We start from the raw sequence: 17,270 nt of genomic DNA, 5'->3' as shown, positions 1-17,270 counted from the left end.
TGTTAATCAAAATTTGGTCTTCAGTAAACATAAAGCAAATCACCTATTTTAGCTGTCAGCACTTTTTCCGCAAAGCATGCATGCAGCAGTTCATTTTCATCTAATGCACCTTTTTCTTTCCCATCCTTTTCAACAATGATGGGGTGCTTGCATCCCCGCTGAAATCTTTCCAGCACGTCAATAACCAATTCTTCTTCCCGGACAACGATTGGCTTCAATGTCCGAAAGTCGCTGTGCTTCCCATAATACCTTTCGAGAAGAAAACGGATAAACACGAATCGGCTCTGCTTCCATTCATGATATAGCGAAAACACTAAAAAAGCGAGGATTACCCAAATATTCAAGTTAACCGGAGAGGTCAGCAAAGTTAGTATAATGAAACTGATTAGACCCGCAGCCGAAATGAAAAGTGTTTTTCTGTGCGCTTCCGGAAATGCCTGATTAAGAGAAAGCCATAAGAAAACAAGCTTTCCTCCATCCAATGGCCAGACTGGGAGCAGGTTAAAAATTAATATCATTAAATTAAATTGAATAAACAGATGAAACATATCAGCAGACAGCCAGGAAAACTCATAAAATAACAGCGCCGCCCCCATCATCCATATATGCTGAAGCGGCCCTGCTATAATGACTATAATCTCCTCTTTCAGCGGCCGGTTCCCGTGTTCATCCATTTCCGCTACACCGCCAAATGGCAGGAGGGCAATCTTTTTTATTCTCCAGGAATAAAGGGATGCAGCAGCGGCATGCCCCATTTCATGAACAAATATAATCAGGAGCAGCATGCATAATTCCACAAAATGAGCTGTCACAACAGACAGTCCGATAATCGCCCATAACAAAGGATGAATATGAATATGTGTGATTAACCCTGTTATTTTATTCAAATGGGATCACCTGGATCGGATCTATAAAATCATCATCTTTTTTAATCGCGAAATAAAAAGAGCCTTTTTCAGAATCGCCGGCGTCACCCGCCGTACCAATACCTGTACCTTTTTCGACGTATTGATATAAATTCACATTAATTTCAGCTAAATTGCCATACCAGGACTCACTTTTATCACCATGCTGAATAATGACGGTATTTCCAAAACCATCTTTCTTTCCGGCAAACCGGACAAGCCCTTCACTCATTGCCTCAATGGAAGCTTCCTTTCCTGTTTCGATTGTTATTCTCTGTCCATTATCATCAAATTCTTCCAGGATCTTTGCAGAAGCAGGCAAGGCATATTCGCTGTTTTCTTCAACGTTCTTCTCATCACTTTTGCCATTTGAAAATGGCAGCAGAGCAAGCGGTTTACCAAATTGTTCTTCATACCAGCCGGAAACTGCGGCGAATTGAAAATCCTTCTCCATGGCTGTCTTTACAAAATCTCTTGCAGGATCAAAGGTAGCTGCCTGGTTTTTAAAGAGAATGGCAGCGAATAAAAAAATACAGGCAGAAGCAAGCAATTTGAAAAGAAATAGTTCCTTGCGAAATAAAGGGTGGTTTCCCTCTTCAAGCTTGCTCTCGTATGAGGGCAGCTTATTAAACCCGTACCGCTCTTCATCTTCTGTCCAAAGAACCGTTGAATCTTTCTTTTTCGAGAATCTCTCTTTGTCCTTTTTTCTCCGCTCGATTCTCTTTCGTATTTCATCCGCTCTTGAATTCATGATATCCCCACCATTTCTATATAACTCTATTTGTACAAGTTTATGAGTTGTCCAAATAGAGTATGACTTGAAGTGGTGTCCCGAATAAAAAAATAAACCGGAGATGGCTCCCCGGCTTTGGTTCAATAGATATTATTATTTTACTCCAAAAAACTTTTTCAGTTTTGAAAATACACCTTTATTCTCTTCTTCAAGAGGCTGAAGGGGTACAGCTTCACCAAGGATTCTGCGGGCGATATTACGGTAGGAAACCGAAGCTTTGCTGTTAGGGTTTAAAGCAATAGGCTCACCATGATTCGATGCCTTGATTACTTCATCATCATCTGCCACAATTCCGATTAAATCAATCGACAAATGCGCAGTTATTTCATCAACATCAAGCATGTCGCCATTTTTCATCATATGGCTTCTAATTCTATTTATTATCAGTTTAGGAGCCTCTACATTTTCTTCTTTCTCAAGCAAGCCGATAATCCGGTCGGCATCACGCACAGCTGAAACTTCCGGAGTGGTTACAACAATTGCTTTATTTGCACCGGCAACCGCATTTTTGTACCCCTGCTCTATTCCGGCAGGGCAGTCAATGACAATATAATCATAATCCTGCTTCAATTCATCGACCAGCTTTTTCATCTGTTCGGGTGTAACAGCCGTCTTATCACTTGTTTGAGCAGCAGGAAGCAAATACAGCAGATCTTCAAACCGTTTGTCTTTAACCACAGCCTGATGTATTTTACACCGGCCTTCCACGACATCGACCAGATCATAAATAATGCGGTTTTCTAGCCCCATTACCACGTCAAGATTTCGAAGGCCAATGTCTGTATCCACCAGGCACACTCGTTTTCCCTGAAGGGCCAGAGCAGTACCTACATTTGCGGAAGTAGTCGTTTTTCCGACTCCGCCTTTTCCGGACGTAATGACAATCGCTTCTCCCATCCTAGCTTCCCCCTTGCAATCTAGTTATATTAGGTCTCAGATGCATCAAAACTTGTAATCTATCTACTGTAATTTGATCATTTTCATCAATGTAAGCACATTCCATTTCCCGTTTTTCTTCCTCCTGATCATTGTCAGGGGCACGGTTAATACAATTGCTGATTCTTAACTGGGACGGCTTCATAAGCGAAGCTACCACCACGGCTTCATTATTTCCATGGCATCCGGCATGTGCAATGCCCCTTAGAGCCCCCATTACAAAGATGTTTCCTCCTGCCATAACAGTGCCTCCTGGATTTACGTCTCCGATGAGAAGCAAATCTCCAGGAGTTTCGAGAACCTGTCCCGAACGAATTACCTTCGCAACAGATACAATTTCGTTTTCTTCCTTCTGTTTTTCAGCTTCTTCTTTGGTAATGACATTGGAGCTTATAGACTCAACGATCAGGTTCTTCTTTTGCCTGATTAACTCCTTCAATTCTTCCTGCTGCTCTTCTGTTAGATAACGGTTGCCGACTTGTACCCTAACGGAAAGAAGCCGGTCTTCAACAGATCTGGAGTTTTCTGAAAGCTTTCTGTCAAGCTCTTTCTTCAGCTCTCCATAAGAGCAGGAATCATCAAGATGCAAAGTCAGTCCATCTTTCGTGCCTTTTATAGTAACGTTTTGGTTTTTTTTCATTTCAAGATGTTCACCTCAATGATAAGAAACACATTCGTGCTGATGCACTCTATTTTTAAGCAGGCATTTACTTCAATTACAGCCCGAGGAGAGATTTTATAAAAAATATGTCGATTTTCCTTATCCTTATTTGCCCATAAAGGTAGAATTCGACAGAAACCTTCTAAATCCCTTTTTTACTGAAAATTATTCATTTAAAAGAAACCGGATTAATCCGGTTTCTTTCTCTCATTGTGAAATTATAACACTTCAAACAATTATTCGTTTAAGCTGTCTGCAAATTTTTCAGAAAGTCTTTTAAATGGGTAGACAGCTATAATAATAAAAATGGCATTCAATATAAGAGTAGGCAGGAGACGGGCCGAAAGAAAGACTGCAAATTCCATATCTGTATGGTGAATTAATAAGTTCATCTGGTAAACACCGGCCTCAAGGAGGGTGATGCCCAAAAGCACAATTATGGAAGCCATCGCTATATTCGTCTGAAGAATTCTCATTAGTTTAGTTGTAATAAAAGCAATGACCGGAAATAGAAACAAATAAATTCCGATAATTTCAACATATACAATATCAAAAAGGAGCCCGAATAATAGGCCGTAAAGAATTCCGTGCTTTTTTGAGCCAAAAATAGTCAAAAAAAGCAAGGCAGCCATTAAAAAACGGGGAACGGCTATTTTTCCACTGCCTAATAAATCATGCGGAGTTACTTGAACAAATATGCTTTCACCAATAAATAAGGCCAGGAGAATGAGAGGAAGAAGGAATCTTCTCACAGTTCCTCCTCCTTCTCATCAATCATTTCCATTAGTTCAGGCTGGGATGCCCCTCTTTTAACGACCATTACATGTCCGATATCATAGAAGTCTGCTCCTGGCTTAATATATGCGGTTTGAGTCAGACCAAATTCATCCGGAACTACATCTACAACCTTCCCAATCGGAAGGCTCTCAGGGAAAACACCGCCCAGACCTGATGTAATAACGTTTTGATCCTTTTCAACCTTCGCATCATAAGGAATCTTCTTAAGCAAAAGAAGACCTTTATCATCATCATAGCCTTCAATCAGACCGAAAAAGTTATTCTCGCCTGCCTGAATCTTAGCTGAGATGCGATTGGTCGGATCCATTGAACTAAGAAGCTGGACGGTTGAAGTAAATGTATTACTGCTTTTTACTTTGCCAATCAGGCCTTTTGAGGTAATGACCGCCATGTTCGGTTCTATTCCGGCATTTTTCCCCTTATTTATAATAAGCAATTCATGCCACCTGTCGGGATTTCTTCCTATTACTGTTGCCTGCTTTGGCTCAAATTCACTTAAAGAATCTTTCTTATCCAAAATCTCCCGCAGTTCCGTATTATCCTTTTTCAGCCTCTGAACCTCAGACTCAAGTCTTGCAAGTTCATCCAGCCTTTTTTTCAGATCTTTATTTTCTTTGTATGTATTTTGCAAGTCTTCGACATTTTCAAAGAATCCCGCCACATAATTCACAGGGCTGGAAACAGCATTTTGTATAAACCCGGTAGTATCTTTTAAAAATTGTTCAGGCCAGGTCAAATTTTCTCTATCCTTTAAAGAAAATCCAATCAATGCCACGAGAATAATAATGCTGACAAGCAAAATAATCAGGCGTTTGTTCAGAAAGAACTGTGGCATTCTTTACACCTCGAATAGTATTTTTTCAGGAAATCCTGCGCCATTTAGGCACTGCTCAACAAAATATAACATATATCTGCAAAGATATCATTTTATGCTCAATAAAAAACCAAATTTGAGCCCATACACTTGAGAGAAGTGAATGGGCTTTAATATTTTTTCTTATTCAGAACTCTGTTACCTGGATTCTTTAGCTTTTGTTTTGAATAAATCGATATGGTCAAGCGCTTTTCCGGTCCCAATTGCAACACAGTCCAATGGATTTTCTGCAATAAGGACAGGCATTTTCGTTTCTTCGCTGATCACCTTGTCCAGATTGCGCAGAAGCGCTCCTCCGCCAGTCAGGACAATACCCCGGTCCATAATATCTGCTGCCAGTTCAGGAGGGGTTTTTTCAAGAGTATTTTTTACTGCATCCACAATAGCATATACTGTATCATTCAAAGCTTTTGAGATTTCTTCAGCAGTAATTTCAATTGTTTTTGGCAATCCTGTTAACAGATCGCGTCCGCGAATTTCCATGTTTTCGACGCCTTCCGGATCTCCCGCAGAGCCTACCTCCACTTTAATTGTTTCTGCTGTACGGTCACCGATCATCAGATTGTAATTTTTGCGGATATAATTGATAATTGCATCATCCATTTCATCACCGGCAATGCGGATCGATTGGCTTGTAACAATCCCCCCCAGGGAAATAATGGCAACTTCAGTAGTCCCTCCACCAATATCAACTACCATGCTTCCTGTAGGTTCCCAAACAGGAAGATTAGCTCCGATTGCTGCGGCGAACGGCTCTTCAATGGTATAAGCATCGCGGGCGCCTGCCTGGCGGGTTGCATCGACAACAGCGCGCTCTTCAACGGCTGTAATACCTGATGGTACACAAACCATTACATATGGCTTCCCTGAGAAGAAACTCTTATTTTTATTGGCTTGTTTAATATAATATTTCATCATGACAGCGGTGGTCTCATAATCGGCAATAACGCCATCCTTCATTGGACGCAGCGCAACAATATTGCCGGGAGTACGGCCGATCATATTTTTAGCGTCATTACCGACGGCTACAATATTTTTAGTATCTGTCTGCAGTGCCACTACTGACGGCTCTCTGACAACAATTCCTTTTCCTTTAACATAGACAAGCGTATTAGCTGTTCCTAAATCTATTCCAAGGTCTCTAGTACCGATTCCAAACATAAATGGTATCTCCCTTTCTGATACAAATTGCTCATTTTCCTAAGTAAGGTTTTTTAATGGAATTTTCTTTTATTTTTCTAGTACAATCCGCCTCCAAAAATGCAAGGCATCTCAAAAATCATAACCAATATTATATCTTAACGTCAAACAAAAACATAGTGTTATAAATACCCTTTTTCCTTTAAACTGACAAATTTATTTTCACCGATGATCAGATGGTCCAGCACATCGATGCCGATTATTTTTCCGGACTCTGCAAGTCTTTTGGTTACTTCAATGTCTTCCCTGCTTGGAGTCGGATCGCCGCTCGGATGATTATGAATACATATGATGGACGCAGCCGACCTGCGAAATGCCTCCTTAAAGACCTCTCTGGGATGAACGATTGAAGCATTCAAGCTCCCAATAAAAATGGTCTGCTTATGAAGCACCTGATTTTTTGTATTTAAATAAAGGCATACAAAATGCTCCTGAGACAAAAATCGCATTTCATGCATGACATAATTTGCCCCATCCTCAGGCGAACGGATACTATATCTGTCATCATATGTGAGCTTTGAAATTCTCCGGCCAATTTCAACTGCTGCCAGCACCTGAATTGCTTTAGCCGATCCTATTCCTTTAATGGACGTTATTTCATCCAGGGATGCATCCTTTAACAGCCGAAGTCCTTCAAAATGGGTAAGAAGCCTATTGGCTAATTGCAGAACTGATTCATCTTTCGTGCCTGTTCTGAGTAATATTGCTATCAGTTCGTGATTGGACAAGCTCTCTGGACCATTTTGGACAAAGCGCTCACGAGGGCGCTCATCCTGAGGAAAATCTTTAATTAAAAGAGAATCTGTTTGCATATTGTCCTCCCTAAACTCTGGGCTCAGGGAGTTGAAGATGAATGAAGTATATTAAGGAAGCGAATAACCCGCTTTCCTCAGTTCACGAACCGTTCTTGAGACAGGAAGACCGACAACAGAGAAATAATCTCCGCTTATACTTTTTACAAGCATGCTGCCAATGCCTTGTATCCCATATGCCCCTGCCTTGTCAAAGGGTTCACCGGTGCCAATATAAGAGTTAATTTCTTCATCTGTTAACCCCCAGAACACCACATCAGTTTTTTCGTAAAATGTAATAGCATTTTTTTCAGGCGTCAAGATTGATACACCTGTGTAAACAGAATGAATGGTTCCAGACAGACTTTTCAGCATAGTGAAGGCTTCCTTGCTGCTGCCTGGCTTTCCTAAAACAGCGCCGTCCTTAACAACCACTGTATCTGACCCAATAACATATGAATCAGGGTGCTTATTAAATACAGCATTTGCCTTTCTATGGGCAAGCTCCTTCACGATCTCTCCTGGTGTCAGCACTGGATCAAAACTTTCATCGACATCACTGCTGGAGACTTCAAATTGCAAATGAAGATTTTCAAGAAGTTCTTTTCGCCGCGGGGAAGAAGAGGCTAAAATGAGGTTTTGCATGTAATCACCTTACCTTTATGTATCATATTGGGAGATACAGGTTAATCGTATCAAAAAATTGCCAGACAAACAATTTTAAAGAAGATATTTCGGTATTTTCATATCAAATAATGACAAAAAGAAAGAGTCTGTCTAAATTTCCCGAACAGACTCCGCTTAATATGTGATATTTCCCAGAAAATATTCGAATCTTATAACCTTATGGCACAATATGCCGGGTCCTTACTGCCCGCCTGACTGAAGCAGTGACTGATAAGCGGCAAGAAACCCAAGCAGGTGCTCCTGAATTTTACCGGCTGATGCAGCATCACCTGACTGCTGGTAAGTTTCCAGTTGCTTTGAGGCATTCAATAGTTCTTCTCTAACCGAAATCAGGCTTTTATTTTTAATTTGATCCGCTTCCAGTTCATTCACTGTCTTTCTGTAGCTTTCTATTTTTTCAGCCGTTTCAGGAGTTATGGAACTGCCGAGAGTGGCACTGGCTGCACCTTCTGACAGGCTTTGATATAAAGCAGGAGCAATTTCAGCCAGTTTTTTCTCTTCGGCATTTACTCCTTCAATTGCTTTGCCTTCAAAGGTTACTTCTTTAGCAAATACATCAATGTCCTTGCTTTTAAGATCAGCTCCTATTTCCTTCGCCTCATCAAGGCTGTCTGATACCCCTAAGAAAAGATAAGTCTGCTCTCCCATTGTTATGGATTGGCTATAAACCCCCTTTTGAGAGTTGGCATCCTTGATTTGCTGTGCTGCTTCGCTGTTCGAAAAAACGCCACCTTGAACTACATATGTTGCAATCGTTTCTAAACCCGCCGATCCTGCAGGAGTCTGCTGACTTGCTTCTGCCGGCTTTTCATTGATTGGAGGCGCCGCCACAGTTTCAGCAGCCTGATCTGTAAATACCAGCTTCAGCATGATGAATCCGAAGCTTGTCCCAAGAAGGACCGCAAAAAAGACAGCGAGAAAAATGGAAGTTAAGAATCCTTGCTTATTTCTTCCCCGGAATTTCCTGGCAAGTGTACTCAGACTATTTTTAGCTGGTGATTTAGGAGGAGCTGCTATTTTATATTCCTTTATATCCGCATCTTCCGTTTCCTCAGGCAGAATCCAGTCAAAGCTGTCATCCGCCTCTTTGCCGGCAGCTGTCTGTATGGAAGCGAAAAATTCAGTTTGATCCTGCTTTTTCTGTCTATCCAGCTGTCTCGGATCCCATGATTTTTCCTTCATTTCTTCCTTTTTCTCCTGAAACGGACGGTCCTTGCCATTAATCTTTATCGTGATTGTTTTTTCGCTTTTAGACTTGTCCACATCTCATCCTCCCTTCCGCACCGTTTCCTGAATTGTTTCCATCCTAACATAATGGAAAAAAAAAATAACAAGACTTTTGTCGTCTTGTTACGTAAGGATTTCGTCAAATTTTTCATTCGGATTTTCGGCTAATTCTCAGTAATGAATTCGGGATCCAATTTATTTATGGGAATACCTTCATTGCCATCTGAGTAGCATAAACTCCGCTTTTCTCCTCTAAAGCAAACAGCGGCTATCGATTTCCCGCTGACAACAGCATAGGTACTCTCAGAAGGCTGCAGCAGATTTTTTGTATCAGGGTCCCTGATTGGTTCAATGAAGTCAGCATCAGCGAGCATTGAATATGTTACTTTTTCCGGCAGCATACTTCCGCTGATGATTTCATTTCTTATATAAAGTTCCGCTGATTCCTTTAATGCAAGAGCATTTCCCACAAATGCCTGATCTTTCACTCTTTGAACGACATTATTAACTGAAATGACGGCAATTAAAGAAATGATGCCCAATATGACTATGACGGCCAGCACTTCAATCAATGTAAACCCCTTATTGTTTAGTCTAGCAGCAGTTATCATATACTAGACCTCTCTTCGTTTTTTGGTTAAGGTGTTTGATTATCCTCCTCAGCTTCCAGTTCAGAGAAGCTGCTTAATGGATTTTTTTTATTGGATATTCTCGGAGTATCCAAAGGAGGGAGCTCTTTCTGCAGCTCTGCCAGTTCAGGGTAGTAATAGGCCGCTATCGCCAATTCAAATTCAACCATCTGGTCCTCCTGCATAACACTCACAATTTCATCAAAGCCCGTATATTTCAAGCTTTCTACCTTTAGGACCCTTTTTAAATCCAATAAATTCTTAATAAAACTTTCCATTTCAAAATAAGTATCTGCCTGCCCGTTTAGGACAATCGAAACCTTTTTAATGCCATTTGGCAGCTTCTCTTCTATCAATGGATCTGTTTCTGAGATTTCTTTCGAATCCTCCGTTTCAGAATTTTCTTCTTGAGGCTGATTTTCTTCTTCTTCAGAAAGGTCGATTTCTTCATCACTTTCAGTACCATTCATCTTCATTTCTATGATATTAACATCTGAAATAATTTCAGATTTTTCGATATCCAAAAGAAGCTGATCCAGAAGCCTTTTGACAGGAACCTGCTTTTGAAGCTCTACCGTACTCAATACGGTCTGCTCATTCAGCTGCTGAAGATTATTCTCGATAATGGTTAATTGCTGAGTGGCCATTTGCAGCTCAGACTGCTTCCTGTCCATTTTTTCGTTCACCGGCTTTATAAAGAGATAATAACTTCCAAATCCTATTCCCGATATAAAAACCAATGCAAGCAAAACATATACAAGCTGTTTCTTGGAAATTTCCCGGTTCACGGAGAATCAGCCCCTTCCTCTTGCTGAGCGGAGGAATCCTTCTCCTCTGTACCTTTGGTTTCATCCATATCGGCGGTCTCATTAAGCACTGCCGGGTTAATTCTTAATTCAAATTCTGCATAATACCTCGGCTGTATGTTTGCCTGTTTTCTAAGTTCAGCTGCTTCGTCTTTTAAGATGTCTGCAGTTTTAGCTTCGCTTATAATCGCTTCATCAACCCAAGGCAATTCTGTCAGACTATGCAAATAATAGGCAGCCTCGCTTTTCGCGTCAAATTGAACAATCTGATTGACCTTATTTTCTTCATCCAGCTCAAACTCAATCACGAATCCTCGTTCAGGAAGAAGCCTGGTGAACTGTTTCATAAGGAAGACCAATTCGAATGGCTGCTTTTCTGCCCATTCAATGGCAATTTTCAGCTCTTCTGCCGCATTGGAAGATTGGTAGTCTGCAAGCTTTGCCTGCTGAGCTTCAAGAATTTCAGTTGTTTGGGTTATTCTCTTGTCAATTTGAAGAATCTCAGTGTTTTTCTTTTCAACTGTTAAATACACAAACAAGAATGCAGCAATAAGCAAGACAACAATAATACCCACAATAATATAGATGTTTTTGGTTCTTTTTTCCCTTTGAGGAAGAAGATTAATGTCAACCTGCATGCGCTATCCCTCTTTTAAGCCAAGTCCAATATTCACATGGAAAGCTGATTGCTTCAGCAGCTCATACTGTCCGCTGTTCAAGCAGTCCTGGAAAGAAGCAACTGGCACTTCCATTCTGTTTTTTATATCCCTATGAATGTTCTCAAACCATGGGTGGTCGCCGGTTACGATGATCTTGCCAATTTGGCGCTGTCCCTGATTTAATGAATACCGGTAAAAATTCATTACTTTTTCAATGTCATTGTAAATATCCAATAGGGGATGCAGCACTTCTTCTTCTTTGCCGCCGTATTCCAGCTTCTTTTCCCCATTAGGCATTGCTGCTGTTACCCACTTGGTTAAGTCAGTCTCAATCGCGATGTTTCTCATAAATACCGGGATGTCTGATTCAAAAATGCTGCACACTGCAGAATTCAGATCAATCTGAATGAGCATAACAGCTTCTGATTGCTGTTCTTCAAAATAGCTGCAATAAAGACGAAACAGTGCGAGAGAAGAGATATCTGCAGCTGCGGGACGGAGTTTGGCATCCTCGAATAGTTCGGTATATTTCATGACAATCTCTTCAGGAGCAGCGAACAGCAGGATTTCGGATGAATCTTTCTGATTTGAACTGAGAACATGATAATCAAAAACAGGCTCTTCAAAAGGCAGATGTATGCTGGTGCCAAGTTCCATATATAAATAGCCTTTAATCTCATCCTCCTGGACATCCCCCGGTATGGTCAGCTTTCTCAATACAATAAAAGGATCAGGTACAGTAAAATATACCTGCCTGTTTTTTATTTTCCACTCATTGACGCATTCTTCAAGGATAAGAGTGAGTGTATCATAATCCAGGATCTTCCCATCCTTAATAATCCCCGGCGGCAGAAACCGTTCATCCCATCTTGCCAGATCCAAATCACGCTGACTTTTCAATTCCGCATAACGAATAACATGGTCTTTGATAATTAAATTTACATGTTTCTTTTTTCCGGGAAGAAATCGCATTGCCATGATGAAAAACTCCTTATTTATGTAAGATTTGCCTAGGGAAAAATAAGAGCCGGAATAGTCCAGCTCTTATTTCAAAATGCCATGCCCTTTATAAGAATGAATGAAAGTACCACTCAATTATTTCTCTGCCATAAAAATAAGCCAGTAAAGTCCCAATCCCAATGAATGGGCCAAAGGGGATAGGCTTGCCTTTTTGGACAATTCCTAAAATCATGCCAAGGCCGCCAATGGCGGCACCGAATAATGTAGCAAGAAAAAATGAAAGCAAAACAAGCTTTACACCTAAAGCAATGCCTATGACGGCATACAGCTTAATATCTCCTCCGCCCATTCCGCCTTTGCTGATGACAGCTATCAGCAGGAGAAGGAAGAAACCGAGTCCTGCACCTGCTAAGCTGTCCCACCATGGAGAGAGCGGGATGAAAATGCGTTCTGCTATTAAGACAGCAGCAAAAAACAGCAAAACTTTATCTGGAATAATCATATATTTAAAATCAGATACAAACACAATAATTACAAGAGAAATCAGCGTCCAGGCAACAAATAATTCAGCAGTCCAGCCCATAATCATTGGTGCAGCGGCAAACAAGATTCCTGTTGAAAGCTCAACAGCCGGATATATGGCTGAAACCGGCGCCTTGCAGCGCCGGCACTTTCCGCCAAGAAATATATACGATAAGACTGGAACAAGCTCCAAAGGTGATAGAGTATGCTTACAGTGCGGGCAATGGGACCGCGGTGCTGCAATTGACTGGTTTTGCGGGATTCTTAGGCCTGCTACGTTGTAGAAGGAGCCTAGGATGGTACCAAATAATAATATTAGTATATAAACGCTATACATTTATATTAGGAGCCTGATTCTTCTTTCTTTTTTGGATCGTTGCCACTGAATTCGAGTAATTCATCCTCAGTTACAGTACTACTATTATTTACTATACTAGAACCTTCATGACCAACTAAAGAATATGAAAATTTTCCACTATCTTTATCTTTTGTAACTTTAACAGTAAAAGAATCATCTTTAACTTTTTCTAAGTACGATTCCAAATCTTCATGGGTTAAATCTTGTGCTTTTGGATTTGTTGTCACAAATAATTTTGCTGCATTTACAATCTGAACTGCCTCCGAAACTTTAGCATCATTTTTTGTCTTATTAATTAATCCACCTATACTCGGAACAGCAATCGCCGCAATAATCCCCAAAATAACAATAACCGCAAGCAATTCAATTAACGTTAAACCTTTTTGATCTTTAAGTCGTTTTCTTAAATTCTTAATCATTTTTACTCTCCCTCTCAAACTAGTAGTTTATTTTACCTATTATGGTACTATTATACTAAATACTATAACTATGAACAGTCGAATTTTTTAATATTTTGTAAATTTTTATCCAACATGCTGGAAGATTTCAAACATCGGCACCATAATAGAGGTGACTATAGTCCCGACGATGCTGGCCAGAAAGACAATCATGAGCGGTTCAATGAGTGATTTTAATCTGTCTGTGGCGCTTTCTACTTCTTTTTCGTAAAAGTCAGCTACCTTCCCGAGCATCGCATCCAGTGATCCGGACTCTTCCCCGATCGCAATCATTTGCGATACCAGCGGCGGGAAGACCCAGTGTTTCTTCATTGGTTCCGTCAGAGACTTCCCCTGCTCAAGTGAATCTCTTGATTTCGCAATCACCTTTGCCATTACTTCATTTTCTACAATGCTTTCGACAATGCTTAGGGCCTGCAGTATCGGCACAGAGCTTGAAAATAACGAGCTTAAGGTTCTTGTCATTCTTGCTATGGCTGCTTTCTGAAGAATCTTCCCGAAGATCGGCATCCTCAGCAGGAAATAATCCAGATAATATTTACTAGCTTTATTGTTGCGAATAAACACAATGCTCATAAAGAAAGCCAAAAATAAGATGATGACAAACCACCAGTATTGCTGCATAAACTCACTGGAGCTGAGAACAAATTGTGTAATGGCAGGGAGTTCTCCTCCGAAATCCTTAAACATTTCCACAAAAGTAGGCACAACAGAAACGAGCAGAAAGATAACTACTGCAACAGCTATTATGCCGACAGTTATCGGATAGGCAAGCGCTGATATGATTTTCTGCTTTGTGTAGTGCTGCTTTTCAAAATGGACTGCAAGCCTTTCAAGCGTTTCGTCCATGTTTCCGCCTGCTTCCCCTGCTTTGATCATATTGACGAACATTCCGCTGAAGATTTTTTTATGCCTTGATGCAGCATCTGAAAGCGGAAGTCCATCACGCAAATCCTGTTCGACAGCTATTAATGCCCTCTTAAGTGCTTTGCTTTCAGTTTGCTTCGCAAGTATAGCCGTTGATTCTACCACTGTGACCCCCGCATTCAGCAAGGTGGCAAACTGGCGCAGATAGATGACAAAGTCCTGGAGCTTGACCGGATTGCCAATTGTTATTTCTTTTGTTAAAAACGTCTCCGGTACTTCCTGAACATCCTGAATCCTTATACCGCTTTCCTTCAGCTGAAGCATGGCTTCCCTTTTAGAAACAGCTGTCACGATTCCAGTTTTCTTCCCTTTGCGGTCACGCCCGCTGTATTTATAGCGGGGCATGATCAGTCACCTTTTCCTGTATATACGGCAATGCTGATTCTTTGGCGATTTTTCCGCTCTCCAATAGAGAAGTAATACTTGTCTCGAGTGTATGCATTCCCTGGGCACGTGACGTTTGCATCACATTGATGATCTGGTAGATCTTTTCATTTCTGATCAGGTTTGCCACAGCAGAATTATTCATAAGCACTTCTGTAGCTGCGTGACGGCCCTTCCTGTCTGCTGTGAGAAAAAGCCGCTGCGATATAATCGACACTAATACAGAAGCAAGCTGTATTCTGATTTGCGCCTGCTGGGAGGGCGGAAATACATCGATAATTCGGTTAATCGTAGCTGGAGCACTTGAGGTATGCAGTGTGCCAAGCACCAAATGGCCAGTTTCAGCCGCTGTTATGGCTGTCTGGATGGTTTCCAGGTCACGCATTTCCCCTACAAGTATTACATCCGGGTCCTGGCGCAAAGCAGCTCTTAATCCATTTGCGAAATGTTTTGTATCAAATCCCACTTCCCGCTGGTCAATAATGCAATTTCCATGCTTATGAAGATATTCAATTGGGTCCTCAAGTGTAATAATATGCTTCCTCATCATCTCGTTCATGTAATGAATCATTGAAGCCAGTGTCGTTGATTTTCCGCTTCCCGTCGGCCCTGTCACCAGAACCAGCCCCTGCGGCTTTTCCGCCACTTTCTTTAAGACAGGAGGAAGCCCCAGTTCTTCTAAAGCAGGAATTCGTGTAGGAACAACACGGATGGCCAGTGAAATGCATGACCGCTGAAAATAAGCGTTGACTCTGAAACGGGATAGCCCGGGTATTCCATAAGAAAAATCCAGCTCGCCATTCTCCTCAAACTTTTTCCATATGTTTGAAGGAATAATGGCTTTAGCCATACCCTCGGTATCTTCCGGACGCAAACTCTCTTTCCCATACTTTTTTAAATCACCATTAATCCGTATGACAGGAGGAACCCCAACGGTCAAATGCAGATCCGAAGCCTTCAGCTCATACGCTGCCCTCAACAGATAATCTATTTTTGTCTTCATACATTACTCCTAATCAGGTATAGCTACCCGTAATACTTCTTCGGTAGTTGTAATGCCCTGTTTTACTTTTAGCAATCCATCATCAATAAGAAAAACTGTTTTATTTCTTATTGCGTAATCCCGGAGTTTTGTAAATGATTCACCATTCATAATGATTTTTCGCATCTCATCATTAATAACCAGCACTTCATGAATGGCAATTCTTCCTTTATAACCAGTCATATTGCAGGAGGAACAGCCTTTCCCCCGCACAACCTTCTCCAGTTTTATGCCTCTTTTTGCAAAAATCTCGATTTCCCGCTTAGCCGGCTGCTGCTCCTCGGAACAATCTCGGCAGACTTTCCTTACGAGCCGCTGTGCCACAATTCCGCTCAAAGACGATGCAACAAGGAACGGTTCAACACCCATATCCAGAAGACGGGTGATGGAGCCTAATGAATCATTTGTATGAAGTGTACTTAGCACAAGATGTCCAGTCAGTGATGCTCTAATTGAAACTTCCGCCGTTTCCCTATCCCGGATTTCCCCTACCATAATGATATTGGGATCCTGACGCAGAATGGCCCGCAAACCTTTTGCAAACGTCATCCCGACATTGGAATTTACTTGAATTTGATTAATTCCTTCAAGCTGATACTCAACGGGATCTTCAACCGTTATAATATTTACTTCTTCACTGTTCAGGCGATTTAAGGCCGCATATAAAGTAGAAGATTTCCCGGAACCGGTAGGACCGGTTATTAAAACAATGCCTGTAGGCTTTTCAATCATTTCTATGAATCTCTGAAGATTTAATTTATTGAAGCCAAGTTTATGGATGTCATTCAACGCACTGCTTAAATCCAGCAAACGCAGCACAATTTTTTCGCCGTACACCGTGGGCAATGTGGAGACCCTCAAGTCTACCGGATGAAAATCAATATTAATCTTTATTCTTCCATCCTGAGGAATTCTGTGTTCAGTAATATCCAGATTAGACATGATTTTTATGCGGGCTGAAAGCACACTCTGCATATGCTTAGGAAGAACACGCTCCGTTCTTAAAACGCCATCGATCCGGTATCTGATCAGCACCTTTGTTTCCTGGGGATCAAGATGGATATCACTTGCCTTTAAAGCAGCTGCACTGGCAATGATCTGATTGACAAGCCTGACGACAGGCGAATCTTCATCAGCCATCTGATTATCTTCTGCTGCATCCAGATTCCCCGCTGTTCCCAGCAGTTCCTCAAACCCTTCATTCATATCGTAATATTTATTGATTGCCCTGAGAATGTCATCTTTTGTGGCAATGGCTGCTTCAATTTGAAAGCCTGTTGATAACCGCAAATCATCAATTGTGTAAAAGTCCATAGGATCTGCCATAGCTACAAATAACTTCTCTCCGTCTTTCTTTAATGGAATGAGGAGATTCCGCTTCGCCACATCTTTTGGCACAATGCTGAAAAGCTTTGTATCAAAGGGATAGCGATACAAGCTGACATGGGGAATTCCAAGCTGAAATTCAAGAACCTCAATCAGCTGCTGTTCTGTAATAAATCCTTTTTGAAGCAATACATCACCGAGCTTTTGATTGGAATCCTTTTCTCTTAAAGATGTTTGAAGCTGTTCCCCGGTGATAAGGCCGGAGTCAACCAGCAAATCTCCCAGTCTCTTGCGCATCTGCTTCATACCCACCACTGCCTTACCTTT

The 17,270-nt window shown here is 41.3% G+C and carries 19 protein-coding genes; all 19 read right to left on the bottom strand.

The window, feature by feature from the left end:
• Positions 1–20: 20 nt before the first annotated feature.
• The 19 genes from CHI10_RS15200 to CHI10_RS15110 all read right to left on the bottom strand — a co-directional run bounded on the left by CHI10_RS15200 (position 21) and on the right by CHI10_RS15110 (position 17,249).
• Entirely contained in the window at positions 21–887 is an 867-nt protein-coding gene (locus CHI10_RS15200) for a M50 family metallopeptidase (RefSeq protein WP_095245082.1), read from the bottom strand.
• Positions 880–1,656 carry a M23 family metallopeptidase gene (locus tag CHI10_RS15195; protein ID WP_095245081.1) on the bottom strand — a complete coding sequence of 259 codons (777 nt, stop codon included), beginning with the start codon at positions 1,654–1,656 and terminating at the stop codon, positions 880–882. Before CHI10_RS15195 ends, CHI10_RS15200 begins: the two co-directional genes overlap by 8 nt.
• 135 nt (positions 1,657–1,791) lie before the next feature.
• Positions 1,792–2,595 (bottom strand): septum site-determining protein MinD, encoded by an 804-nt coding sequence (minD, locus tag CHI10_RS15190; RefSeq protein WP_095245080.1) that lies wholly within the window; start codon positions 2,593–2,595, stop codon positions 1,792–1,794.
• Between the two features lies 1 nt (position 2,596).
• Positions 2,597–3,274: a septum site-determining protein MinC gene (gene minC / locus CHI10_RS15185; RefSeq protein WP_095245079.1), complete on the bottom strand. Its 678-nt coding sequence runs from the start codon at positions 3,272–3,274 to the stop codon at positions 2,597–2,599.
• 257 nt (positions 3,275–3,531) lie between these two features.
• On the bottom strand, positions 3,532–4,047 hold the full coding sequence (mreD, locus tag CHI10_RS15180; RefSeq protein WP_095245078.1) for a rod shape-determining protein MreD: 516 nt from the start codon (positions 4,045–4,047) through the stop codon (positions 3,532–3,534).
• Positions 4,044–4,928, bottom strand: coding sequence for a rod shape-determining protein MreC (mreC, locus tag CHI10_RS15175; RefSeq protein ID WP_095245077.1), 885 nt, complete (start codon positions 4,926–4,928; stop codon positions 4,044–4,046). Before mreC ends, mreD begins: the two co-directional genes overlap by 4 nt.
• A gap of 177 nt (positions 4,929–5,105) precedes the next feature.
• Positions 5,106–6,128, bottom strand: a complete 1,023-nt coding sequence (locus tag CHI10_RS15170) for a rod shape-determining protein (RefSeq protein ID WP_095245076.1) — start codon at positions 6,126–6,128, stop codon at positions 5,106–5,108.
• Between the two features lie 161 nt (positions 6,129–6,289).
• Positions 6,290–6,979, bottom strand: a complete 690-nt coding sequence (gene radC / locus CHI10_RS15165; RefSeq protein WP_095245075.1) for a RadC family protein — start codon at positions 6,977–6,979, stop codon at positions 6,290–6,292.
• 51 nt (positions 6,980–7,030) lie between these two features.
• Positions 7,031–7,603 (bottom strand): Maf family protein, encoded by a 573-nt coding sequence (locus tag CHI10_RS15160; protein ID WP_095245074.1) that lies wholly within the window; start codon positions 7,601–7,603, stop codon positions 7,031–7,033.
• A gap of 222 nt (positions 7,604–7,825) precedes the next feature.
• Positions 7,826–8,908 carry a hypothetical protein gene (locus tag CHI10_RS15155; protein WP_095245073.1) on the bottom strand — a complete coding sequence of 361 codons (1,083 nt, stop codon included), beginning with the start codon at positions 8,906–8,908 and terminating at the stop codon, positions 7,826–7,828.
• A gap of 128 nt (positions 8,909–9,036) precedes the next feature.
• Entirely contained in the window at positions 9,037–9,483 is a 447-nt protein-coding gene (locus tag CHI10_RS15150; protein WP_095245072.1) for a type II secretion system protein, read from the bottom strand.
• A gap of 26 nt (positions 9,484–9,509) precedes the next feature.
• On the bottom strand, positions 9,510–10,289 hold the full coding sequence (locus CHI10_RS15145) for a pilus assembly protein PilO (RefSeq protein WP_095245071.1): 780 nt from the start codon (positions 10,287–10,289) through the stop codon (positions 9,510–9,512).
• Entirely contained in the window at positions 10,286–10,945 is a 660-nt protein-coding gene (locus CHI10_RS15140) for a fimbrial assembly protein (protein ID WP_095245070.1), read from the bottom strand. Before CHI10_RS15140 ends, CHI10_RS15145 begins: the two co-directional genes overlap by 4 nt.
• Before the next feature lie 3 nt (positions 10,946–10,948).
• Positions 10,949–11,944 (bottom strand): type IV pilus biogenesis protein PilM, encoded by a 996-nt coding sequence (gene pilM, locus CHI10_RS15135; RefSeq protein ID WP_095245069.1) that lies wholly within the window; start codon positions 11,942–11,944, stop codon positions 10,949–10,951.
• A gap of 88 nt (positions 11,945–12,032) precedes the next feature.
• A complete protein-coding gene (locus CHI10_RS15130; RefSeq protein ID WP_095245068.1) occupies positions 12,033–12,785 on the bottom strand; it encodes a prepilin peptidase in 753 nt (250 codons plus the stop codon).
• 5 nt (positions 12,786–12,790) lie between these two features.
• On the bottom strand, positions 12,791–13,225 hold the full coding sequence (locus CHI10_RS15125; RefSeq protein ID WP_095245067.1) for a type IV pilin protein: 435 nt from the start codon (positions 13,223–13,225) through the stop codon (positions 12,791–12,793).
• Between the two features lie 105 nt (positions 13,226–13,330).
• Entirely contained in the window at positions 13,331–14,536 is a 1,206-nt protein-coding gene (locus CHI10_RS15120; RefSeq protein ID WP_095245066.1) for a type II secretion system F family protein, read from the bottom strand.
• Complete coding sequence (locus tag CHI10_RS15115; RefSeq protein WP_095245065.1) at positions 14,523–15,578, bottom strand: type IV pilus twitching motility protein PilT; 1,056 nt, start codon at positions 15,576–15,578, stop codon at positions 14,523–14,525. The genes CHI10_RS15120 and CHI10_RS15115 overlap by 14 nt, the downstream gene beginning before the upstream one ends.
• Positions 15,579–15,587: 9 nt before the next feature.
• Complete coding sequence (locus CHI10_RS15110; protein ID WP_095245064.1) at positions 15,588–17,249, bottom strand: GspE/PulE family protein; 1,662 nt, start codon at positions 17,247–17,249, stop codon at positions 15,588–15,590.
• Positions 17,250–17,270: the final 21 nt, after the last annotated feature.

The sequence above is a fragment of the Bacillus sp. 7894-2 genome, assembly GCF_002272225.1.
Taxonomy (GTDB): Bacteria; Bacillota; Bacilli; order Bacillales; family Cytobacillaceae; genus Cytobacillus.
This window is presented reverse-complemented; position numbering and strand designations above follow the sequence as displayed.